The organism is Bradyrhizobium sp. USDA 4506 (assembly GCF_054058795.1).
Genome location: NZ_JBSSBM010000002.1, coordinates 1,754,862 through 1,777,255 on the forward strand (window position 1 = coordinate 1,754,862; position 22,394 = coordinate 1,777,255).

At 64.6% G+C, this 22,394-nt stretch carries 22 protein-coding genes; 13 read left to right on the top strand and 9 right to left on the bottom strand.

Features of this window, described 5'->3' with window-relative positions; genetic code table 11:
* Window positions 1-251 precede the first annotated feature (251 nt).
* The 4 genes from cysS (at window position 252) to ACVIHF_RS10410 (ending at window position 4,252) form a co-directional block, all read left to right on the top strand.
* Window positions 252-1,667, top strand: a complete 1,416-nt coding sequence (cysS, locus tag ACVIHF_RS10395) for a cysteine--tRNA ligase (RefSeq protein WP_057017267.1) — start codon at window positions 252-254, stop codon at window positions 1,665-1,667.
* The gene (locus ACVIHF_RS10400) at window positions 1,664-2,170 is read left to right on the top strand and encodes a GNAT family N-acetyltransferase (RefSeq protein ID WP_141340545.1); all 507 of its coding nucleotides are present in this window, start codon (window positions 1,664-1,666) and stop codon (window positions 2,168-2,170) included. Before cysS ends, ACVIHF_RS10400 begins: the two co-directional genes overlap by 4 nt.
* Window positions 2,167-3,765 (top strand): citramalate synthase, encoded by a 1,599-nt coding sequence (cimA, locus tag ACVIHF_RS10405; RefSeq protein WP_310880398.1) that lies wholly within the window; start codon window positions 2,167-2,169, stop codon window positions 3,763-3,765. Before ACVIHF_RS10400 ends, cimA begins: the two co-directional genes overlap by 4 nt.
* Before the next feature lie 109 nt (window positions 3,766-3,874).
* Window positions 3,875-4,252, top strand: a complete 378-nt coding sequence (locus ACVIHF_RS10410; protein WP_456792004.1) for a VOC family protein — start codon at window positions 3,875-3,877, stop codon at window positions 4,250-4,252.
* Between the two features lie 161 nt (window positions 4,253-4,413).
* On the opposite strand, the gene ACVIHF_RS10415 is transcribed toward ACVIHF_RS10410, so the two are convergent.
* Window positions 4,414-5,019 (bottom strand): LOG family protein, encoded by a 606-nt coding sequence (locus tag ACVIHF_RS10415; RefSeq protein ID WP_092085612.1) that lies wholly within the window; start codon window positions 5,017-5,019, stop codon window positions 4,414-4,416.
* A 213-nt stretch (window positions 5,020-5,232) separates the two neighbouring features.
* Between ACVIHF_RS10415 and ACVIHF_RS10420 the strand changes: the two genes are divergently transcribed.
* From ACVIHF_RS10420 to ACVIHF_RS10435, 4 genes are all read left to right on the top strand, one after another.
* Complete coding sequence (locus ACVIHF_RS10420; RefSeq protein WP_456792005.1) at window positions 5,233-7,221, top strand: ABCB family ABC transporter ATP-binding protein/permease; 1,989 nt, start codon at window positions 5,233-5,235, stop codon at window positions 7,219-7,221.
* Between the two features lie 53 nt (window positions 7,222-7,274).
* Window positions 7,275-7,973 (top strand): phosphatidylserine decarboxylase, encoded by a 699-nt coding sequence (locus ACVIHF_RS10425; RefSeq protein WP_456792007.1) that lies wholly within the window; start codon window positions 7,275-7,277, stop codon window positions 7,971-7,973.
* Between the two features lie 77 nt (window positions 7,974-8,050).
* Window positions 8,051-8,932, top strand: a complete 882-nt coding sequence (gene pssA, locus ACVIHF_RS10430; protein WP_253587153.1) for a CDP-diacylglycerol--serine O-phosphatidyltransferase — start codon at window positions 8,051-8,053, stop codon at window positions 8,930-8,932.
* A gap of 376 nt (window positions 8,933-9,308) precedes the next feature.
* Window positions 9,309-10,028, top strand: a complete 720-nt coding sequence (locus tag ACVIHF_RS10435; protein ID WP_028344569.1) for an RraA family protein — start codon at window positions 9,309-9,311, stop codon at window positions 10,026-10,028.
* 63 nt (window positions 10,029-10,091) lie between these two features.
* Here the strand turns inward: ACVIHF_RS10435 and ACVIHF_RS10440 are convergent, their stop codons facing one another.
* Entirely contained in the window at window positions 10,092-10,724 is a 633-nt protein-coding gene (locus ACVIHF_RS10440; RefSeq protein ID WP_141340549.1) for a TerC family protein, read from the bottom strand.
* A gap of 178 nt (window positions 10,725-10,902) precedes the next feature.
* Complete coding sequence (locus ACVIHF_RS10445) at window positions 10,903-11,256, bottom strand: hypothetical protein (protein ID WP_082653787.1); 354 nt, start codon at window positions 11,254-11,256, stop codon at window positions 10,903-10,905.
* A 261-nt stretch (window positions 11,257-11,517) separates the two neighbouring features.
* Here ACVIHF_RS10445 and ACVIHF_RS10450 point away from each other — a divergent pair, with 261 nt between their 5' ends.
* Window positions 11,518-12,345: an SDR family NAD(P)-dependent oxidoreductase gene (locus ACVIHF_RS10450; RefSeq protein WP_456792008.1), complete on the top strand. Its 828-nt coding sequence runs from the start codon at window positions 11,518-11,520 to the stop codon at window positions 12,343-12,345.
* Here the strand turns inward: ACVIHF_RS10450 and pdxR are convergent.
* Window positions 12,323-13,777 (bottom strand): MocR-like pyridoxine biosynthesis transcription factor PdxR, encoded by a 1,455-nt coding sequence (gene pdxR, locus ACVIHF_RS10455; RefSeq protein WP_456792009.1) that lies wholly within the window; start codon window positions 13,775-13,777, stop codon window positions 12,323-12,325. The two genes, ACVIHF_RS10450 and pdxR, sit on opposite strands and share 23 nt — an antisense overlap.
* 88 nt (window positions 13,778-13,865) lie before the next feature.
* Between pdxR and ACVIHF_RS10460 the strand changes: the two genes are divergently transcribed.
* The gene (locus ACVIHF_RS10460; RefSeq protein ID WP_253609167.1) at window positions 13,866-14,273 is read left to right on the top strand and encodes a cupin domain-containing protein; all 408 of its coding nucleotides are present in this window, start codon (window positions 13,866-13,868) and stop codon (window positions 14,271-14,273) included.
* On the top strand, window positions 14,270-14,740 hold the full coding sequence (locus ACVIHF_RS10465) for a carboxymuconolactone decarboxylase family protein (protein WP_092085596.1): 471 nt from the start codon (window positions 14,270-14,272) through the stop codon (window positions 14,738-14,740). Before ACVIHF_RS10460 ends, ACVIHF_RS10465 begins: the two co-directional genes overlap by 4 nt.
* 16 nt (window positions 14,741-14,756) lie before the next feature.
* Here the strand turns inward: ACVIHF_RS10465 and ACVIHF_RS10470 are convergent, their stop codons facing one another.
* Window positions 14,757-16,097 (bottom strand): MFS transporter, encoded by a 1,341-nt coding sequence (locus ACVIHF_RS10470; protein WP_456792010.1) that lies wholly within the window; start codon window positions 16,095-16,097, stop codon window positions 14,757-14,759.
* A 92-nt stretch (window positions 16,098-16,189) separates the two neighbouring features.
* The gene (locus ACVIHF_RS10475; protein ID WP_456792011.1) at window positions 16,190-17,203 is read right to left on the bottom strand and encodes a methyltransferase; all 1,014 of its coding nucleotides are present in this window, start codon (window positions 17,201-17,203) and stop codon (window positions 16,190-16,192) included.
* Window positions 17,204-17,228: 25 nt separating this feature from the next.
* Here ACVIHF_RS10475 and ACVIHF_RS10480 point away from each other — a divergent pair, with 25 nt between their 5' ends.
* Window positions 17,229-17,492, top strand: coding sequence for a hypothetical protein (locus ACVIHF_RS10480; protein WP_456792013.1), 264 nt, complete (start codon window positions 17,229-17,231; stop codon window positions 17,490-17,492).
* Window positions 17,493-17,571: 79 nt separating this feature from the next.
* Entirely contained in the window at window positions 17,572-19,185 is a 1,614-nt protein-coding gene (locus ACVIHF_RS10485; RefSeq protein ID WP_456792014.1) for a winged helix-turn-helix domain-containing tetratricopeptide repeat protein, read from the top strand.
* 110 nt (window positions 19,186-19,295) lie between these two features.
* Here the strand turns inward: ACVIHF_RS10485 and ACVIHF_RS10490 are convergent, their stop codons facing one another.
* The 3 genes from ACVIHF_RS10490 to ACVIHF_RS10500 form a co-directional block, all read right to left on the bottom strand.
* Window positions 19,296-19,892 carry a DUF2889 domain-containing protein gene (locus tag ACVIHF_RS10490; protein WP_456792015.1) on the bottom strand — a complete coding sequence of 199 codons (597 nt, stop codon included), beginning with the start codon at window positions 19,890-19,892 and terminating at the stop codon, window positions 19,296-19,298.
* Window positions 19,893-20,086: 194 nt separating this feature from the next.
* Window positions 20,087-21,643 (bottom strand): acyl-CoA synthetase, encoded by a 1,557-nt coding sequence (locus ACVIHF_RS10495; protein WP_456792016.1) that lies wholly within the window; start codon window positions 21,641-21,643, stop codon window positions 20,087-20,089.
* Window positions 21,573-22,367 (bottom strand): TetR/AcrR family transcriptional regulator, encoded by a 795-nt coding sequence (locus ACVIHF_RS10500; protein ID WP_456792017.1) that lies wholly within the window; start codon window positions 22,365-22,367, stop codon window positions 21,573-21,575. Before ACVIHF_RS10500 ends, ACVIHF_RS10495 begins: the two co-directional genes overlap by 71 nt.
* Window positions 22,368-22,394 lie beyond the last annotated feature (27 nt).

Below are 22,394 nucleotides of genomic sequence, written 5' to 3' on the forward strand. Positions count from 1 at the left end.
ACGCCCAAATCCTTAATAATGATTAACCATGAGGGCGTTGACGTGATTTCGGTGCGAAGCGGGTGGCTAACCGCCCGAAAACAGCCCCTTGACGCAATAATGGGGCCGTGAGACATGGTGGAACCATGAACGGCCACCTCGCCATCTGCAGCATTTGCCGCGAGATTATGAGCTAGCGATTCGCTGGCTGAGGCCGTCTTTTCTCAACACATGAGAGCATTGGACCGCCCGGCCGCAAGGGAACGGTTTCCATGGATTTGCGCCTCTACGATACGCTGACCCGGGAGAAGCGGCCGTTTGTGCCGCTCGATGCCGACAACGTCCGCATGTATGCCTGCGGACCGACGGTCTACGACTTCGCCCATATCGGCAACGGCCGCGCCGCCATCGTTTTCGACGTGCTGTTTCGCGTGCTGCGCCATCGCTATGGCGCCGATCACGTGACCTATGTCCGCAACGTCACCGACGTCGACGACAAGATCAACGTCCGCGCCGCGCGGGATTATCCCGGCGTGCCGCTGAACGAGGCGATCCGCAAGGTCACCGAGCAGACCTATCAGCAGTATCAGGACGACGTCACGGCGCTCGGCTGCTTGCCGCCGACCGTGCAGCCGCGCGCGACCGAGCACATCCCGGAGATGCGCGCCATCATCGAGAAGCTGGTTGCCGGCGGCTTTGCCTATGTCGCCGAGGATCACGTGCTGTTCTCGCCGCAGGCGATGAACGCGGCCAATTCGATGTTGCCGCGTTACGGCGCGCTGTCGAAGCGTTCGCTCGACGAGATGATCGCCGGCGCCCGCGTCGATGTCGCGCCCTACAAGCGCGACAACACCGATTTCGTGCTGTGGAAGCCGTCGAAGCCGGGCGAGCCGTCATGGCCGTCGCCCGCAGGCATCAAGGTCGAGGGCCGCCCCGGCTGGCACATCGAGTGCTCGGCAATGGCTTGGAAGCATCTCGGCGAGAAGTTCGACATTCATGGCGGCGGCATCGACCTGGTGTTCCCGCACCATGAGAACGAGCTCGCCCAGACCTGCTGCGCGTTCCACTCCGACCGCATGGCCAATGTCTGGATGCACAACGGTTTCCTGCAGATCGAAAGCGAGAAGATGTCGAAGTCGCTCGGCAACTTCTTCACGATCCGCGATCTGTTGGCCGATTGGCCCGGCGAGGTGCTGCGGCTTGCCATGCTGAAGACGCATTATCGTTCGCCGCTCGACTGGACCGCCAAGGCCACCGAGGAGGCCGCGAAGACACTCGACGACTGGTACGCGGTCGCGGCCGACGCCGATCCCGGCGCGCCGTCGCCGGCGATGGTCGAGGCGCTCTACGACGACCTCAATACGGCGCAGGCGATGGCCGTGCTGCACGGCCTGCGCGGTGCTGCGTCGAGCAGCGAACAGAGCCGCAGGGAGTTTGCCGGCTCGCTCCGGCTGCTCGGCTTCCTGTCGGAGAGCGCGGCCGCGTGGGAGGCCCGCAAGCAGCAGGCGAGCGGTGTCGATGCCGCCGCGGTGGAAGCACTGATCACCGAGCGCACCGCGGCGCGGGCCCGCAAGGACTTCAAGGAGTCGGATCGGATCCGCGATCAGCTCGCCGCGATGGGCGTGGCGATCAAGGACGGAAAGGATGCCGAAGGAAAGCCGATCACCACCTGGGAGGTCGCGCGATGAGCCGCTCCGCGCCCGCCTTGCGCCCGTATCTGCCCGACGACGCGCCGCTGCTGGCGGCGATCTTCGCGGCCTCGATCATGGACCTGACCGGCGACGACTACAGCGAGGCGCAGCAGGAAGCCTGGGCGATGGCCGCCGACGACGAGGCGGCCTTCGGCAAGAAGCTCGCCGGCCAGCTCACGCTGATCGCGACCTTGCAGGGCGCCCCGGTCGGTTTCGCCTCGCTGAAGGGCGCCGATCTCATCGACATGCTCTATGTGCATCCGAGCGCGGTCGGGCAGGGTGTCGGCAGCGCGCTGTGCGATGCGCTTGAGAAGATCGCGAGTGCCCGCGGCACCAAGACCCTGAAGGTCGATGCCAGCGACACCGCGCTGGAATTCTTCCGCAAGCGCGGCTACGTCGCTCAGCAGCGCAACTCTGTCACTATCAACGATGAGTGGCTCGCCAACACCACGATGCAGAAGCAGCTCGATGGTGTAGCGACCCCGGGAGGCCACGCGTGAGCCGCGAGCGCATCTATCTGTTCGACACCACGCTGCGCGATGGCGCGCAGACCAACGGCGTCGACTTCACCTTGCAGGACAAGCAGGTGATATCAGGCATGCTCGACGCGCTCGGCATCGACTATGTCGAGGGCGGCTATCCCGGCGCCAATCCGACCGACACCGAGTTCTTCAGCAAGAAGCCTGCGTTCGACCACGCACGCTTCACCGCCTTCGGCATGACGCGGCGGCCGGGCCGCTCGGCGTCGAACGATCCCGGGCTTGCCGGCATCCTCGAGGCCAAGGCGGACGCGATCTGCTTCGTCGCGAAATCCTCCGCCTACCAGGTCCGCGTCGCGCTCGAGACCACGAATGAGGAGAACCTCGCCTCGATCCGCGATAGCGTCGCGGCCGCGAAGGCGCTCGGCCGCGAGGTGATGGTCGACTGCGAGCATTTCTTCGACGGCTACAAGGAGAACCGCGACTACGCGCTCGCCTGCGCCAAGGCGGCCTATCAGGCCGGCGCCCGCTGGGTGGTGCTGTGCGACACCAATGGCGGCACCATGCCGCATGAGATCGAGACCATCGTCGGCGAAGTCATCAAGCAGGTGCCCGGCGCCCATCTCGGCATCCACGCCCATAACGACACCGAGCAGGCGGTGGCGAATTCGCTCGCCGCGGTGCGGGCCGGCGCGCGGCAGATCCAGGGCACGCTCAACGGCCTCGGCGAGCGCTGCGGCAACGCCAACCTCTGCTCACTGATCCCGACCTTGAAGCTGAAGCAGGAGTTTGCCGACAAGTTCGAGATCGGCGTCACCACGGAGAAGCTGGCGACGCTGATGAAGGTGTCGCGCACGCTCGACGACATGCTGAACCGCGCGCCCAACCGCCATGCGGCCTATGTCGGCGAAAGCGCATTCGTCACCAAGACCGGCATCCATGCCTCGGCTGTCATGAAGGATCCGCAGACCTATGAGCACGTGCTGCCGGATTCCGTCGGCAACCACCGCAAGGTGCTGGTGTCCGATCAGGCCGGCCGCTCCAACGTGATGGCCGAGCTCGACCGTGCCGGCATCGCCTATGACAAGAGCGATCCGCGGCTGACGCGGCTGGTCGAGGAATTGAAGGAGCGCGAGGCCGCGGGCTTCGCCTATGAATCAGCCAACGCGTCGTTCGATCTCTTGGCGCGCCGCACGCTCGGCAAGGTGCCGGAATATTTCAAGGTCGAGCAGTTCGACGTTAATGTCGAGCAGCGCTACAACGCTAACGGCCAGCGCGTCACCGTGGCGCTCGCGGTGGTGAAGGTCGATGTCGACGGCGAGCGGCTGATCTCGGCCGCCGAAGGCAACGGCCCGGTCAACGCGCTCGACGTCGCGCTGCGCAAGGACCTCGGCAAGTACCAGAAATATATTGATGGCCTGAAGCTGATCGACTACCGCGTGCGTATCCTCAATGGCGGCACCGAGGCGGTCACGCGCGTCTTGATCGAAAGCGAGGACGAGACCGGCGAGAGCTGGACCACGGTCGGCGTCTCGCCCAACATCATCGACGCCTCGTTCCAGGCGCTGATGGATTCGGTGTTCTATAAGCTGGTGAAGTCAGGCGCGCAGGCGTGAGTGATTGAGCCGTCATTCCGGGGCGATGCGAAGCAGCGAACCCGGAATCTCGAGATTCCGGGTCTGGTCCTTCGGACCATCCCGGAATGACAACGGGGAGGGAGTATCCATGATCGACCACGTCTCCGTCAGCGTCCGCGATCTGGAACGGGCCGCGCGGTTTTACGAGCCGACGCTGGCCGCGCTTGGCCTGAGCCGCCTCGTCACGCGGCCGGCGACGATCGGCTTCGGCAAGGCCTATCCCGAATTCTGGATCAATCTGCGCGCCATGATGGCGCAGGTGCCGCATGCGAGCGGCACCCATATCTGCCTGCGCGCGAAGACCACCGCGGAGGTCGATGCCTTTCACGTCGCCGCGCTGGCGTCCGGCGGCCTCTCCGATGGCCCTCCGGGCCTGCGCCCGCACGACCGCGTGCGCTACTATGCGGCCTTCGTCCTCGATCCCGACGGCAACCGCATCGAGGCCGTGACGTTTCCGAGCGAGTAGGGTGACTTCAAACGGACGCTTGGTTAGACCCGTCATCCTGAGGCGCTCGCGAAGCGAGCCTCGAAGGATCGACGGCCACCAGCGGGGCCGTCGTGCTTCGAGACGGCCGCTCTGCGGCCTCCTCAGCATGACGGTCATGGAGCCGAAAGTGCGGCGAACAGTTACAGCCGCCGCGCCACTTCGGGCGCGAGTTCCTTCGCGGCCTCGGGCATGCGTGCCACCGCCGAACGCAGCCGTGGCAGGATCTCATCGACGCGATCGGCCATCAGGACGTTGATCGGCAGCGTCGGGCGGATGAACTCGGTCATGCGCATGTGGTTGAGCAGCGAGAGCAGGGGCTCCCAGAAATTGTCGATGTTGGCGAGCAGGATCGGCTTGTGGTGACGGCCGAGCTGCTGCCAGGTCAATTGCTCGACCAGCTCTTCGAGCGTGCCGATGCCGCCGGGCAGCGCGACGAACGCATCCGAGCGCTCGAACATCAGGCGCTTGCGCTCATGCATATCGGGCGTGACGATCATCTCCTGAACCGAGGTCAGCGCGTTCTCGCGCGCGCGCAGGAATTCGGGAATGATGCCGGTGACGGAGCCGCCATGATCGAGCGTCGATTTCGCGACTGCACCCATCAGGCCGATCGAGCCGCCGCCATAGACCAGGCGCACGTTGCTTTCGGCAAAGCTCTTGCCGAGTGCGACGGCAGCTTCAACGAAACGGGGATTGTTACCGGGGCCGGAGCCGCAATAAACACAGACAGTCTTGATTTGGTTCATACGTTCCTTGTGGCACTGCAGCGTAAACAGGGTCAAGACTCCCATATGGGGATGGAGAGCCAAAAAATCCCGTAAATTCCCGCGAATCGCGAACAATTTTCGTCATAAGCCTGTACGCCGCGTTCAAACGATCTATATGACGGGCACAATGGCAAACCGTGGAAAAGATGTGGCAGCGGACCGCCGCGCCGTGACCGCGCGGGCGGGCGCCTGATGGTGCCGCCGCAACAGAGTGTGACCGGCGCCGCACAGCCCACGGCCACGTCGCCGGCCGCCGAGAAGGGGACGCTGCTCGGCACCCTCGTTCATCTCTGGCCCTATATCTGGCCCGGCGATCGCGCCGATTTGAAGACGCGCGTGATCTGGTCGGTGGTGCTGCTGCTGTTCGCCAAGCTTGCCACGCTGTCGGTGCCGTTCACCTTCAAATGGGCGATCGATGCGCTGAACGGCACCGGCTCTGCGCCGGTTGCGGCCTCGAACTGGGTGGTCTGGCTGATCGCCTCGCCGGTGCTGATGACGATCAGCTACGGCGCGGTGCGCATCATCATGGCGGTGCTGACGCAGTGGCGCGACGGCATCTTCGCCCGCGTCGCCATGCATGCGGTGCGGCGGCTCGCCTACATCACTTTCGTGCACATGCACGAGCTGTCGCTGCGCTTCCATCTCGAGCGCAAGACCGGCGGCCTGACCCGCGTGCTGGAGCGCGGCCGCTCCGGCATCGAGACCATCGTGCGGATGGTGATCCTGCAGCTGATCCCGACCATCGTCGAGGTCGCGCTGCTGGCGGCGGTGCTGCTCTGGCAGTTCGACTGGCGCTACGTGCTCGCGGTGCTGCTCACGGTCGTCGTGTTCATGTACTTCACCTATATCGCGACCGAGTGGCGGATTGAGATCCGCCGCAGGATGAACGATTCCGACACCGAGGCGAACACCAAGGCGATCGACTCGCTGCTCAACTACGAGACAGTGAAATATTTCGGCGCCGAGGAGCGCGAGGCGCGGCGCTACGACCGTTCGATGGAGCGCTACGAGCAGGCCAGCGTGAAGACCTACACCTCGCTTGCGGTGCTCAACACCGGGCAGGCGATCATCTTCACCGCGGGCCTGACCGCGACCATGCTGATGTGCGCGTTCGGCATCCGCAACGGCACCCACACCGTCGGCGATTTCGTGCTGATCAATTCGATGATGATCCAGCTCTACCAGCCGCTGAATTTCATGGGCATGGTCTATCGCGAGATCAAGCAGGCGATCATCGACATCGAGAAGATGTTCGACGTGCTGGCGCGCGATCCCGAGGTGAAGGACATTCCGGGTGCCGAGCCGCTTGCGGTGTCGTCCGGCAGCGTGCGGTTCGAGGATGTCCGCTTCTCCTACGAGGCGGACCGGCCGATCCTCAAGGGCCTGAGCTTCGAGGTGCCGGCCGGCAAGACGGTTGCGATCGTCGGCCCCTCCGGCGCCGGCAAGTCGACGATCTCGCGGCTGCTGTTCCGTCTCTACGACGTCTCGAGCGGCCGCATCCTGATCGACGGCCAGGACATCAAGACCGTGACGCAAGCCTCGCTGCGCTCGGCGATCGGCATGGTGCCGCAGGACACCGTGCTGTTCAACGACACCATCCGCTACAACATCCGCTACGGCCGCTGGGACGCCGGCGACGACGAGGTGGAGGAGGCGGCGCGCCTTGCGCAGATCGACGGCTTCATCCGGATGTCGCCGCAGGGCTATGAGACGCAGGTCGGCGAGCGCGGCCTGAAACTCTCCGGCGGCGAGAAGCAGCGCGTCGCGATCGCGCGCACGGTGCTGAAGGCGCCGCCGATCCTGGTGCTGGACGAGGCGACCTCCGCGCTCGACAGCCACACCGAGCATGAGATCCAGGGCGCGCTGGAGCGGGTCTCGCGCAATCGCACCTCGCTGGTGATCGCGCACCGGCTGTCGACCATCGTCGGCGCCGACGAGATCATCGTGCTGGACCAGGGCCGGATCGCCGAGCGCGGCACCCACGCGCGGCTTTTGGCCGCCGACGGCCTCTATGCCAGCATGTGGAACCGGCAACGCGAGGCCGAGGAGGCCCGCGAACGGCTCGCCCAGGTCGATGACGACGGCACCGCGCCGAATCGGCTGCCGCCGGCGGTCACCGAAACGTCGGAGGATTCCAGCCCTGATGCGGGTGAGAAACCCTTGCCGACCGCCGCGGAATAGTCGATTTAGGGCCTCTCCCGCCAAATGGGGCGGGGAAACGCAAGCGAGCTCTGATGTCGATCGCCAACTCCATCCGCGCGCAGATCCCGTCGATCCACCCCGAGGGCTATCCCTTTATCGGCGGCTTCGCTCTGGCGAGCCTGATCCTGTTCTGGATCTGGACCCCGCTGGGCTGGATCGGGACGCTGCTGACCGTCTGGTGCGCGCTGTTCTTCCGCGATCCGGTTCGCGTGACGCCGCTGCGCGACGGCATCGTGGTATCGCCGGCCGACGGCCGCGTCTCGATGGTGGTGCAGGCGCTGCCGCCGGCCGAGCTCGGGCTCGGCGACAAGCCGCTGCCGCGGGTCTCGGTGTTCATGAGCGTGTTCAACTGCCATGTGAACCGCAGCCCGGTGGTCGGCCGCATCGACCGCATCGCCTACCGGCCCGGCGCCTTCATCAATGCCGAGCTCGATAAGGCGAGCGAGGACAATGAGCGCAATTCGCTCGTCATCTCGACCTCCAACGGGCGCATCGGCGTGGTCCAGATCGCGGGCCTCGTGGCGCGGCGCATCGTCTGCTTCGTCAAGGAAGGCCAGTCGATCGGCGCCGGCGAGCGCTTCGGCCTGATCCGCTTCGGCTCGCGGCTCGACGTCTATCTGCCCGAGGGCACCAAGGCGCTGGTCTCGGAGGGGCAGACCGCGGTTGCCGGCGAGACGATTCTGGCGGATTTCCGCAACGCCGATCCGGGCCGGACCTACCGCGCCGATTAACTCTGTTTCGCCAGCCCCATCAGCCGGTTCCCGCCGCAATGGCGGAGCCGGGCGGCGCTTGCTATATTCATCAGGCCATGACGCCATTCGATCCGAATTCCACCGAGTATCGCCGCCGCCGGTTCCGCCCGATCCCAGTGCGGATGCTGGTGCCGAACATGATCACGCTGCTGGCGATCTGCGCCGGCCTCACCGCGATCCGGCTGTCGACGGAAGGGCGGATGGAGCTGGCGGTCGCCGCCATCGTGTTCGCCGCGATCCTCGACGGCATCGACGGCCGCGTCGCGCGCATGATCAAGGGCCAGTCGAAATTCGGCGCCGAACTCGACAGCCTCGCCGACTTCGTCAATTTCGGCGTCGCGCCGGGCCTGATCCTGTATTTCTGGCAGCTGCATGAATTGAACAATGGCGGCTGGATCGCCGCGATGGTGTTCGCGATCTCCGGCGGCCTGCGGCTTGCGCGCTTCAATGCCTCGATCGACGATCCGAACAAGCCGGCGTTTGCCGCCAACTATTTCACTGGCGTGCCGGCGCCGGCCGGTGCGATCACCGTGCTGCTGCCGATCTATCTCGCCTTCCTCGGCGTGCCGATGCCGCCGGCGACGCTGACGGCGTTCTACACGCTGTTGATCGCCTTCCTGATGGTGTCGCGGCTGCCGGTGTTCTCCGGCAAGACCGTGAAGATGCGCGTGCCGCCGGAAATGGTGCTGCCGGTGTTCGTGTCGGTGGTGTTCATCGTCGCGCTGCTGATCGGCTATCCCTGGCACATCCTGTCGGCGGGCTCGGTGCTCTATCTGATCAGCCTGCCCTGGGGCTGGAAGTCCTACCGCGACCAGGAGCGCCAGCTTGCAGCGCAGACGCAGGCTGCAAGCGCGCCGGTGGCCGCGCAGGCCGCTGCTCCCTATACGGCGCCGGTCGCGGAGAGTGACCACGACGATCGTCCGACGCATCTGCACTGAGTGCGCCCTCGGTAGTCGACCGTCATCCTGAGGTGCGAGCCTTGCGGCGCAATTGCGCCGCCGGGCGAGCCTCGAAGGATGTACGGCCCGGCTCCGAGATTGGGGCCGTCGACCCTTCGAGGGCCGCTGAAGAAGCGGCCACCTCAGGGTGACGGTGATAGAGTGGTTTCATTCCAGCAAATATCAGCCATGAGCGTGCCTCGGTTGGGTTCGCCTGCGATCTCGGCTATAGGCTGAGACGGCCCGCTCGAGCATGATCCGGAAAAGTGGAGACCGGTTTTCCGAAAAGATCATGCTCAAACAAAGAAATGAGATCATGATGCGTTTCCCTGGAAACGCATCATGATCTGACGCCAAAAATCAGGAGAGAAACGCCGTGACGACATCCGCTTCCGCCCCGCTTCCTGCTTCCGTCCTTGAAGCGTTGGCGCGCTACGATACGCCGACGATCTGCAACGCGATGGAGATCGTCGCGCCGGAGCGCCGTCTGATCGGCTACACCGTGAAACCGCTGGTCTGCCCGTTCCCGACGCTGCCGCCGATGGTCGGCTACGCCCGCACCACGACGATCCGCTCGGTGCTGAAATCCGGCCTCTCGGCCGAGGAGCAGTCGAAGCGCCGCATCGAATACTACGAATATGTCGGCACCGGCTTCGGCCCGCGCATCTCTGTCATCCAGGACATCGACGGCCCGGACGTCGGCTATGGCGCGTTCTGGGGCGAGGTGCAGAGCAACGTGCACAAGGCGCTCGGTTGCCTCGGCGTCATCACCGACGGCTCGATCCGCGACATTCCGCAATGGGCGCCGGGCTTCCAGGCGCTGGCCGGCTCGATCGGCCCGTCGCACGCCTGGGTGCATGCGGAGAGCTTCGGCGGCGAGGTCCGCGTCGCCGGCATGACCGTGCGTTCCGACGATCTGATCCACGCCGACAGCCACGGCGCGATCGTGATCCCTTATGAGGTTGCGGCGAAGCTGCCCGAGGCCGCGGAACTCTGCGGCCGGCGCGAGACCCCGATCCTGGACATCGCACGCAGCAAGGATTTTTCGCTCGAGAAGCTCAAGGACGCGCTGAAGCGTTCGGCGGAGATCCACTGATGCAGCACGCGTTGTCGATTTGCAGAGCGGCGGGCCGGAGGGCCCGCCGTTTTGCTTTCGGTGTCAGGCCGGAGCCACCTTCGCGATCTCGTTCGCCCCGCGAACCGTCATGTCGATGGCGACATAGAGGATCACGGCGAGTCCGACATAGGCGATCCAGCGGTGGTTCTGCAGCAGCCGCGCGATGACGGAGGCCGCCGCGCCCATCATCGCGATCGAGAGCGCGAGGCCGAACACCAGCACGATCGGCTGCTCCCGCGCCGCACCCGCGACCGCCAGCACGTTGTCGAGCGACATCGAGACGTCGGCAACGATGATCTGCGTGGTGGCCTGCCACAGCGTCTTGCGCTGGCCCTTTGCGCCATCGGCGTGTTCGGCCGTGGTCTCGTGGGCGTCGGCGCGCAGCTCGCGCCACATCTTCCAGCACACCCACAATAGCAGGATGCCGCCGGCCAGCAGCAGGCCGACGATCTGCATCAATTGCGTGGTGACCAGGGCGAACAGGATGCGCAGCAGTGTCGCGGCACCGATGCCGATCAGGATCGCCTTGCCGCGCTGCTTCTCCGGCAGGCCGGCCGCGGCAAGGCCGATCACGACGGCGTTGTCACCGGCCAGCACGAGGTCGATGACGACGACCTGCAGCAATGCGCTGAGGGCGTCGAGTGAAAACAACTCGGGCGAAAATAGTTCGGACATGGGTCATGTTCCCCTTGAGGTCGGGGAGCGGACCCTTTCGACGAAACCGGCTCTTGCCGTCATGCGGACGGCAAATCCACCGCGACACTTATCGCGTCACGGGTCGAAGCAGGGCCACTCCAACTGAGTTCCAGTCCGACATCGCAGCTTGTGGCTGCCAGAGGGGCCCGGCCTGGGATTACGGTCGTGACACCGGACGCATTGCTGCTTCTTCCTCGAAGAACAGCGCCGCCTGATCCGGTTCGCCGAGGATCGCCGCTGCGCACCCCATGAAGGTGAACGCGCCGGCAAAATCCCACAGCGTGAGGTTCGCCACGGTTGAGCGCGCGTGGATCACGCGCGCCGCAATCGCAGCAATGGCTGCCTGGACGAACAACAACAGGCTGAGAACGGGCAGCACGAGTGCAGGCTCAACCAGACGGAGCGTCAGGACGATCGGCAGCGCGGTCAGCGCGCCGAACAACAGCAGCATGCCGAACGGCTCCAGAGAGGGAGTCTTTCGCAGCATCGTGTCTGGAATGATCGAGGACATTCCGGTCCTTTACCGATCCTGACTTGTCGTTCACGTCGAGGATATCAGAACGCGATCTCTTTGACGCGCGACGCGGCGCCGCGCGACCGCCGGCCGCGCGACAAGATGTACGTATGCGGTTCCGGAGAAGGCCCGAGCCCCCGGGGGGTGATCTTGGACGCCATTTTGGCGCCGCCAGCGCGGTGGCATGCCATGGCAAAGTCCGCGCGGCGCCTTTATCTTTGCTGACAGCGCTGGGCGAACGATCGAAAGGCAATTTCGATGAATATGGCAGGCAAGACGGTGCTGATCACCGGTTCCACCGACGGCGTCGGCCGCTACGTCGCGATGAAGCTGGCGTCTGCTGGCGCCCGGGTCCTGATCCACGGCCGCGATACCAAGCGGGCGCAGACGCTCGCCGACGAGATCAAGCGCCTCAGCGGCCGCGAGCCGATGTTCTACCAGGCCGATCTGTCCTCGCTCGCCGAGGTCCGCGAGTTCGCCCAGCTGGTGCTCGACGACCAGGAACGCCTTGATGTGTTCGTCAGCAACGCGGGCATCGGTTCGCAAAACGAGGGGCCGGCGCGGCAGACCAGCAAGGACGGCCACGAGCTGCGCTTCGCGGTCAACTATCTCGCCGGCTTCCTGCTCGCGCATCTGTTGCTGCCGCGGCTCAAGGCGAGCGCGCCGGCGCGCATCGTCAATGTCGCGTCGCTCGGCCAGCACCCGATCGATTTCGGCGACGTGATGATCACGAAGAACTACAGCGGTGCGCGCGCCTATGCGCAGAGCAAGCTGTCGCAGATCATGTTCACCATCGACCTGGCCGCGGAGCTGGAAGGCTCCGGCGTGACCGTCAACTCGCTTCACCCCGCGACCTACATGAACACCACGATGGTGCGCGCCAGCGGCGCGACGCCGATCTCGACCGTCGAGCAGGGCGGTGATGCCATCCTGCGTCTGGTCCAGGACGACGATGTGGCAGGCCGGAGCGGGCTGTTCTTCGACGGCAAGCGCGAGGCGCGCGCCCATGCCCAGGCCTATGACGCCGAGGCGCGCGAGCGGCTCAAGGCGTTGAGCCTGACGCTCACCGGGCTGCGGGCTTCCTGATCCGGCGCGAGACCGGCGCACTTTGGACGCGACCTTGGGCGCGGATCGCCTCGAACAGGCGCTTGCATGCGGCCGCAACGCCGCGATCCGGCACCGTCGCAATGCCGAGCAAGAGACCCGGCTGCGCGCGCTTCGGTGAGAAATACCAGGGCGAGAGCGGGGCGGGCGCCAGCCCGTGCGCGAGCAGTGCCCTGACGATCTCGACATCGGCGGTCTTGTCCGGCAGCGTCAGCATGACGGCGAGGCCGGCAATCCGCACGTCGTTGCTCCAGCTCCTTAGCGCCGTCGTTAGCGCATCGCGGTTGTCGCAATAGGCCCGCTTGGTTCGCCTGAGATGGCGGATGTAGTGACCGTCGCGCATGAACTCCGCGGTGGACAGCTGCACCGCTGGGCCGGGAGCGGGGACCAGGCACGTCGCGACATCGGCGAACTGCGCCGCCAATGGCTCTGGCGCAACCAGGAAGCCGAGGCGCAGCGTCGGCGAGATCGTCTTGCTGAAGGAGCCGAGATGGATCACCCGGCCGGCGCGATCGAGCGAGGCGAGCGCCGGCGCGGCACGGCCATCGAGCTGCAATTCGCCGAGATAGTCGTCCTCGATGATGAAGGCTCCGGTTTGGGCGGCCCAGTCGAGCAGCTGCGCGCGACGTTGCGGCGACAGCGGCGGGCCGAGCGGCGCCTGCTGGCCCGGGGTCACGACCGCGAGCGCCGCGTCGGGGGCGTGCTTGAGACCGTGCTCGACATCGATGCCGTTGGCATCGACGGGGATCGGGACGACCTCCAGCCGGCCGAGCTCGAGGCCCTTTCGCGTCAATGGAAATCCCGGGTCTTCCATCCACGCGCGGCGGCCTTCGAGGCCGAGCACGCGCATCGCGAGGCCGAGTCCTCCGCTGAATCCCGAGGTGATGACGATCTGCGCGGGCGAGCATTCGAGCCCGCGCGCGATCGCGAGATGCGCCGCGATCTCGCGTCTCAATTCGAGCTCGCCGCGTGGATCGACATAGCGCATCACCGCGCTCAATTCCGCCCGGACGGCGCGCGCGCGGATTCGCGCCAGCAGCTTGGCGGGGAGGCTATCCTGCGCGGGGACGCCCATCCGGAAGTGTCCCTGACCGCTCAGATCGCGAAACATCTCCACGACCGATCCGTGAGCGACCGGCGCATCGGGCTTGGCGGCCTTCCTGGGCCGCCTCGCGACGGTGGTGCCGCCCGCCTTCGACGACACGATGTGCTGGGCGTCCGACAGCTTGTCATAGGCCGCCCGCACGGTGCCGCGCGCAACGCCGAGCTGCGCGGCAAGGTCGAGCCACGATGGCAGCCGGGCGCCCGGCACCAGCACGCCGTTGTCGATCGCCGCCGCGATCGCCTTGCGGATCTGCTCGGAGAGCGGCGTCCTGGCCGACCGGTCGAGCGCGATGGGAAGCGGGTTGGACATGGCCCGTGGTACACCAATTCGGTTCATTCTTGGTGCTTCTTTTTGGCCATGCGTGCCCGCATCTATCCGGTAGCAATGGAGGCACGAGATGAAGACCTTGATGACGACGCTGCTGGCCTGCGCGGCGCTTGCGACCCCGGTGATGGCGCAATCGGTGACGCCGAAGTTCGAGCACATGATCACGAACATTCCCGGCAAGTCGCTGATCGCGGTCGAGGTCAACTTTCCGCCCGGCGAGCCGTCGGCGCCGCATCATCACGCCAAATCGGCGTTTCTCTATGTCTACGTGCTCCAGGGCGCGATCGAGAGCCAGCTGGAAGGCGAGGTCGCGCATGTCTATCGGGCCGGCGACAGCTTCTTCGAGCCGCCCGGCGCGCATCACGTGCTCGGGCGCAACGCCAGCGCGACCGAACCGGCGAAGCTGCTTGCGGTGTTCGTCGTCGACAGCAACGACAAGGCGCTGACTGTGTTCGACAAGGAAGGACACAAGCAATGAGCATGCGGATCGACTACAACAAGGTCGCGCCAGCGGGCATCAAGGCGCTCGGCGGCGTCTATGGCTACATCACGCAAAGCGGGCTTTCCGCGCAGCTCGTCGAACTGGTCTATCTGCGGATATCGCAAATCAACGGCTGCGCCTATTGCCTGGACTCGCATACCCGCAGCCTGTTGAAGATGGGCGTCAAGGTCGAGAAGCTTGCGGTGCTGCAGGTCTGGCGCGAGGCCGAGGCGCTGTTCGACGCCGAGGAGCGCGCCGCGCTGGCCTGGGCCGAAACCGTCACCCGCGTGGCCGAGACCGCGATCCCGGATGCCGATTACCAGGTGGCCCGCGAGGTGTTCAACGAGAAGCAGCTGGTCGACCTGACCATCGCGATCGGCCTGATGAATACCTACAACCGCATCGCAATCGGCTTCCGCAACCCGCCGCAGGCCGTGGTCGAGCATTCCGCTGCGGCGGCTTGATCTTGGCAGGAATGGGTCAACTCCTGGACGGAAGCAACTCATTCGTTGCGGGCCGCATGCTCAGCAGCAGGAGTGCGCCGGAGAGCAAGTACAGCGCCATGACGAAGTACATGCCATAGATGTTGTCGCCGGTGTTCCGCACGATGAACCCGGTGATCGACGGGCTTACCGCCGGACCGAGATTTCCGAGGCTGGTGACGAGGGCAAGGCCGCCGGCCGCCGCGCCCGCTGAGAGATACTCACTGGTCAATGCATAGAAGAGCGGCGGCGCTGATACAAACCCGATGACGGCGAAGGAGAGAGCCAGGATCGAACCAACAAAAGTGCCGTGGAGTAACATGAGAAAGAACAAGCCGCCGGCGGCAATCGTGACGCAGGTCGCATAGTGCCAGCGGCGCTCATGCCGCTTGTCCGAATGACGACCGATCAGGATCATGCAGACGATACCCGCAGCGTTGGCTACTGCGTGATAGACGCCGACCAGTAGCGGATCCTTTACTCCCCAGCTATGGATCAGGGTCGGCATCCAGAATACCATCGTGTAGTTGGCGCCCAGCAGACAAAAACAGGCCAGCGACAACAGGTAGACCTTCGGGTCTCGCAGCAGCTGCCGGAACGTCCCCGAGGTCGCCTTAACGATGTTCTCTTCGTCATGCTGTAAAGCATCGTCCAGCAGCGCCTTCTCCCCCTTCGAGAGCCACGCGGCCTGGAACGGTTTGTCCTTGAGCAGGTAATACACGAGAACGCCGAGGATTGGCGCGGGCAGCCCCTGGATCAGAAACAGCCATTGCCAGCCGTAAAGACCGCTGACGCCGTCGAAATACTTCAGGATCGAACCACACAGCGGACCAGCGATGAACATCACAATGGGTGGCGCCGACGCGAGGATCGCGATGACCTGCCCGCGCCTCACCGACGGGTACCAGTACGTCAAGTACAGCAGCACGCCCGGGGCGAAGCCGGCCTCAAAGACACCAAGGAAGAACCTCGCCGCATAGAACTGGAGCGGCGTCGATACGAACATCATGGCGGTCGCCGCCAATCCCCAGAGCACCATGATCCGCAACAGGGTCTTGCGCGCGCCGATCCTTTCCAGAAGAAGATTGCTGGGCACCTCAAACAGGAAATATCCGACGAAGAAGATGCCAGCGCCGAGCCCGTAGACTGCATCATCAAACGGTAGTGTCTGCTTCATCTGAAGCTGTGCGAAGCCGATGTTGATGCGGTCGAGAAAGGCGACCATGCTGGCGATCAGTAGCAAAGGTACAAGGGCCCAGTCGACCTTGGCGAACACGGCCTTGTACGCCGGGTTCTCCAATATCGGCGACGACGACTTGCTTGCAGCAGGCAGATGCATTCTTGTTCCTTCCAAAGTATGCTTTTGCCTATGATGTCCTTCGAACCAGTCGCTGCTCCATTGCGCGGGAGTAATGGTCTGACCTCGAAAGCTCAGGTGACCTTTGCCTCGATGACGCTGAGACGCCCGGCCGGATAGGTCGCGGTGTGAGTAAAGCCGGATTCGCGAAACAGCCAAGCGTACTGCTTTTCCGTTCTTTCGAGACCGCCAGGCCCGCGAAGCATGAGCAGATCGGTCAGCGTCTGTTCCCTGTGCGCATCGCTTACGCTCGGGAATTCCGGCATGATCCGTTCGACAAGCAGGAGCACGCCCCCTCCGGGGAACGCCCTTCGACAGTTTGCGAGGATGACCATACTGCGCTCATCGCTCCAATCGTGAATAATGTTCTTCATGACGATGGCATCCGCGATCGATGGAATCGTCTGGAAGAAATCGCCGGCCATGAATTCGATGCGATCACTGAGCCCGCTGCGCCTCAGGTGGCCAGTCGCGGATTCGGCGCAGCGCGGAAGGTCGAAAATAGTCCCTCGGATATGCGGATGCTGCCCGGCTATGGCGCCAACGAGTTCGCCGGAGCCGCCGCCGACATCCATGAGATGAGCGAACGCACCGAAGTCGTAGGCCCCCAGGATATCCGGAATCGCCAGACGGGTCCCCTCCGTCATAGCCGCATTAAATATGCTGACCATCTCCGGATCGCGCGCCATCAGATCAAAGCTGTTTTCATGGTCAAGCAGTTGCGCGGCGGTCTTGCCGGTCATGATCGAGTCCAGCAACCCGGTCCACGATTCGGTCAGAAATTGGCCTTCAAAGATCGTCCAGTTCTTGAGGGACTGGGTTGCGGCCCCGTCAAGGCAAGCCCCCAGTTCGGTCAATGCGTATCGCTCTTCAGCGACCGTGCAAATGCCTATGGTCGAAAGCGCGGTCAGCAGGCGGCGGAGCGCCTGCTTGTTCGCACCGGTCGCCTCGACGAGTTCGCCAAGGGGCCGCGATCCATCGCGCAGGAGCTCGGCGATCCCCAGCTTCGCGGCGACGTAGATGACCGCGGTCACGCGCTGCGACTGAATAAGGTGCAGCAATCTTGCGGATGCTTGGACAGAGGCCATCGATCATTCCCCCTCATGTTGCTCGTTGGTGCTGGTCCAGCGCTCCCGGGCAAACCTGCTCAGGCTCGAAAGCGGCGCGCTGCGCGGCATTGATTGGCCGATCCTGATCTCGGTGTCGGTGACGCCGGGACCGCATCGCCGGTCCGTCCCCGCAACTGGGGAAGGGTTGAAACCTGAAATACTTAGCGCAGTATGGATGACAGAACTGATCATGGAGGCCTGCCTGGCGCTGACCGCTTTTGGTGGATCGCTGCTCGGGACGGTTTTGCTATCCCGCGCCGCAAGATGATGCTGTACAATTGCCGCCAGGTCCCGAAACCTCGCCGATATTCTGCCGATATTTTCCGAAATGGCCCAACGAGGCGTTCTTGCTTAAGTCATCGCAGCCTTCGATTGTGATCGGCGACCGGACCTTGGACCTGGCCCGCGAATTGCTGCTCGACGGGCGCGGCGACATCGTGCCGTTGCGTCCTCAAGCCTGGGCGGTGCTGCGGCTCCTCGCGCAACGCGTCGGGCGCCTGGTGCATAAGGACGAGATATTGGATGAGGTCTGGTCGGACTGCGAGGTCACGGAAGACTCGCTTGTCCAGGCCATCGGCGACATCAGGCACGCCTTGGGAGGGGCGGGCCGATTGGCCCTGAGAACCTTGCCTCGCCGCGGCTACATGCTGGTCGTGGATGGCGAGCAGGCCGACCGCCCGGCTTCTGCCAGTGTCACGACCTCGTCGATGCCGGACAACGCCGGAAGGCCAGCGGGTTCATCTTCGATCCCACACCTGTCCATTGTTGTTCTACCATTCACAAATATTGGCGGCGATCTGGAGCAGGAATATTTTGTCGATGGCGTGACTCACAGTCTGACTACCGACCTGTCGCGGATCGCCGGCGCGTTCGTCATCGGCCGGGGCACCGCGTTCACCTTCAAGGGAAAGGCGGTGGACGTGAGGGAGATCGGTCACGAATTGAATGTCCGTTACGCGCTGGAAGGGGCGGTGCAACGCGGCGGCAACCGCTTTCGCCTGAACGTTCAGTTGACTGACACGGAAACCGGAGCCCATGTGTGGGCCGAGCGCTTCGACAAGCCCGCTGCCGACTTGCTGGACATGCAGGATGAGATCGTATCCCGGCTCGCCAATACATTGAACGCCGAGCTTATCAAGGCCGAAGCACGACGGGCAGAACGGTTGCCCCAGCCGGACGCGATGGATCTCTATTTTCAGGGCAGGGCTGTCCTGAACAAAGGAATAGCGCCTGCGGTTATGGCGCGAGCAAGGGATTTCTTCATGCGCGCCCTCGCGCTTGATCCCGACAATATTGAAGCAGCGGTTGCCGCGGCTCAGGTCGATTTTGCGATCGGTTCTTCCTCCATGGCCGATGACGGACCGGCATATTTCAGGGCCGCGGAGAAGGCGCTGAATGGCGTGTTGTTGCGTGCGCCCAATCACCCCAGAGCCCACATGTTGCTCGGCGCGGTTCAAATTCGGACGCACCGCGCTGCAAAGGGTATCGCTGAATGTCGCCAGGCGCTGGCGCTCGATCGGAATTTGGCCGATGCGCATGGGTTCATTGGCCTCGGGAAGCATGCGCTGGGGCGTGGTGAGGAAGTCGAGGGGCATATTCAAGAGGCGTTACGACTGTCCCCTCGCGATACGCGTGCCTTTCTCTGGATCATGGTTGTCGGGATGGCCAAGTTGATGTCCTGCACCAACGCAGACCTCGAGGCGCTGGACTGGCTTCGCCGGAGCATTGAGGCTAATCCCAATTTTGCGCTCGCTCACTTTCACTTGGCTGGCGCGTTGGCCATGATGGGAGACCTCGAGGAAGCACGATCCAGTGCCAAAGCCGGACTGGCACTCGATCCCAACTTCAGCATTCGTCGATACGACGTCAATGTCGTCTTCCTGTCCGACAATCCGGTATGGCTCGCCAAGCGTAAGCGCTTTTATGAGGGAATGCGCATGGCCGGCGTGCCGGAGAGCTAGTGCCGCGTTCGATCATCTGCGTGAATGGGATAGAGCTGCGACGAGGAGCTGCATTTGAGCTCCAGCAGCGGCGCACCATGCACTCGCCTTGGCCAGCGGCGGGGCACCGCTCACGAACTGTGCTTCGCCTCGACAGGCTTCTGCGCGAACTGCGGAAAGGTCTCGGCCACGACAGGCCCATCCAGCCGCCATGAATAGCAGCCGCCGACGAAGAATGGCGGCTCGGTGACATCGCGCTGGTGATCGAGCGCGCCGCGGCCCTGCGGGTCCTTGCCGGAGGTTGCGGTCTGGAACAGCGTCGTCACCGCCGGACCCAGCAGCTCGGCGAGATGGGTGCAGGTTTCGAGCTTGCCAATCTTGCGACGGACCAGTTCGCGCCAGCCCTTGCCGATGCGTTCGCCGACCAGGCGCTGCAAGATGCCCTCGACGTCGAGGCAGGACGGGTAGGGCGTTGAGGCCATCGTGGTGCCGGTCTCGCGGATCGTAAAACTGTCGTCGACCGCGAGCCGCAGGCGGATGTCGTGCACGGGATCGTCGGGCTGCTGCAGCCCGCGATGCTTGTCCTGTCGGGCATAGGGTTTGGTGTCGACCAGCTGCGCCTCGACTTCCCACAATCCGTCGTCACGGAGATAGCCGAGACATTCGACGGAGCGGCGGTGCATCAGGCGGCGGGGCTTGCCGTCGGTATTGGTATCGGGTGCGGACATCGGAACTCGCTGGATTGAATCTCGAACCGATCCAATCGGCCATGTGCTCCGATGTCAACGCTCGCGGTCGAATGGCGTCATGAGACATCGTCATTCCGGGATGGCGCGTTAGCGCCAGACCCGGAATCTCGAGATTCCGGGTTCGATGCTTCGCATCGCCCCGGAATGATGGGGGTGACGTTGAGAGCTGTCCCTCAGCTCACCCGCCGTTCGCGGTTCTCCCAATACGGCTTTCTGAGCTCGCGCTTTAAGATCTTGCCGGCGCCGGAGAGCGGCAGCGGCGTCGAGGTGATGTCGACGCTGCGCGGGCATTTGTAGCCGGCGATCAGCACCTTGCAGTGCTCCATCAGCTCTTCCGGCGTGGCGCCGGCGCCGCTCTTCATCACCACGACGGCGTGAACCTGCTCGCCCCAGCGTTCGCTCGGGATCCCGATCACGGCGCATTGCGCCACCGCCGCGTGCTGGGCGAGCGCGTTCTCGACCTCGGCCGAATAGACGTTCTCGCCGCCGGAGATGATCATGTCCTTGACGCGGTCGACGACGTAGACAAAGCCGTCCTCGTCCATGTAGCCGCCGTCGCCGGTGTGCATCCAGCCGTCGATCACGGCGCGCGCGGTCTCCTCCGGCCGCTCCCAATAGCCCATCATCACCATGTCGCCGCGCACCGCGATCTCGCCGACGGTGCCCGTCGGTACGACCTTGTCCTCCGCATCGACGATCCTGACCTCGGCGCCAAGCGTGGCGCGGCCGGCGCCGCGGTGCCGTCCCTTGGCGCGGCCGTCGCCGATATGCTCCTTCCAGTGCAGCAGGGTCGCGATCGGCGACAGCTCGGTCATGCCGTAGGCTTGCGTGAACTCGACATGCGGCAGCGCCTTCATGGCGCGCATCAGCACGGCGTCGCTGATCACGGAGGCGCCGTAGGAGATCCGCTTCAAGGACGACAGGTCGTAACTGCCGAGCGTCGGGTGGTCGACGAACATCTGGATCATGGTCGGCACCAGCAGCACGTCGGTGATGCGCTCCTTCTGCACGGCGGCTGCGACGCCGTCAGGCGTAAAGCCCTGGATCACGACGTTGGAGCCGCCGGACAGCAGCACCGAATACATCGCCGCGCCATTGGCGAGGTGGAACATCGGCGCCGCGTGCAGGTAGATCGTGCTGCTCGGCCACAAGCCTTCGCCGAGCGCGTTGAGCGCGTTGGCCATCAGATTGCCGTGGCTCAGCATCACGCCCTTGGAGCGGCCGGTGGTGCCGCCGGTGTAGAAGATGCCGGCGAGATCGTCGCGGCCGCGCATCGCATCCGGAACAGGCGCGCTGCGCGCGATCAACGTCTCGTAATTCGCCATGCCGGCAGGCGTCTCGCCCTCGTCGGCATAGACCAGCTTCAGGCGGGGGATAGCGCCTGCCAGCGCCGTGCCGACCGGCGCGAACGCCTTGTCGACGAACAGGATCGTTGCGCGGCAGTCGCGCAGCGCGTCCTCGTTTTCGATCGGAGACCAGCGGATGTTGAGCGGCACGATCACGGCGCCGGCCCAGCCGACCGCGAGGTAGAGCTCGAGATAGCGGTCGGAGTTCAACGACAGGATCGCGACGCGATCGCCGTCCTGGGCGCCGAGGCCGCGGATCGCGGTGGCGAGGCGGGCGACGCGTTCGCCGACCTCGCGCCAGTTGCGCCGCCGCTCACCGCAGACGACTGCGAGCCCGTTTGGATTGACCTGCAGCGCGCGCCGCAGTCCGTGTGTGATGTTCACTTGTCTCCTCCCTTGATGCGTTTCCCCTGCGAAGCGGTTTGTCCGCCTTCTCGTGCGCCGTTGTCTTGCGCGTTGATGTCATTTGCGTTGTTGTTTTGGCGATGCCTTCGGTGAGGCGGATCGCGAATTCCTCGGCGACGGCGCGTCCGCTCAGCTCGCCGCCCGGCTGGAACCAGTGGCCGATCCAGTTCAGCGAGCCGGCAATCGCGAAAGCCGCGAGCTTCGGGTCGCACGGTTTCACCGAACCGTCCGCGACGCCCTGTGCGATATAGTCGCGGAAGGCGCGGTCGATCCGCCGCTTCGCCGTCTGCACGATCTTGCGATTGTCCTCGCTGAGGTCGCGGATGTCGAACCGGACCAGGCTCTTGCCGTAGTCCGCGGTCATCAGCTCGGCATAGCGGACGGTGAGCTTGCGCAGCTTGTCGAGCCCTGAGCCGCCGCCCGCCGAAGTTTCGGCAATACATTCGTCGACCAGCTCATTGCCGATCGACCAGCACTCGAACAGGATCTCGTCCTTGCCGCGGAAGTAGTTGTAGAGCGCCGGCTTGGTGATGTTGAGCCGCTTGGCGACGTCGTTCAGCGTGGCACGGTGATAGCCCTGTTCGAGGAACAGGGCTACGGCCGTGCGCAGCACTGCCTCGCGCTTCTCGTCGCGGGCGCGGCGCCGGCTTTCGAATGGCAGCCATGGCGACTCGTTGCTGGAAGAGGGGGAGTGGGCGTCCATCGCGTCGGCTGTTGTCGCATTGACTCC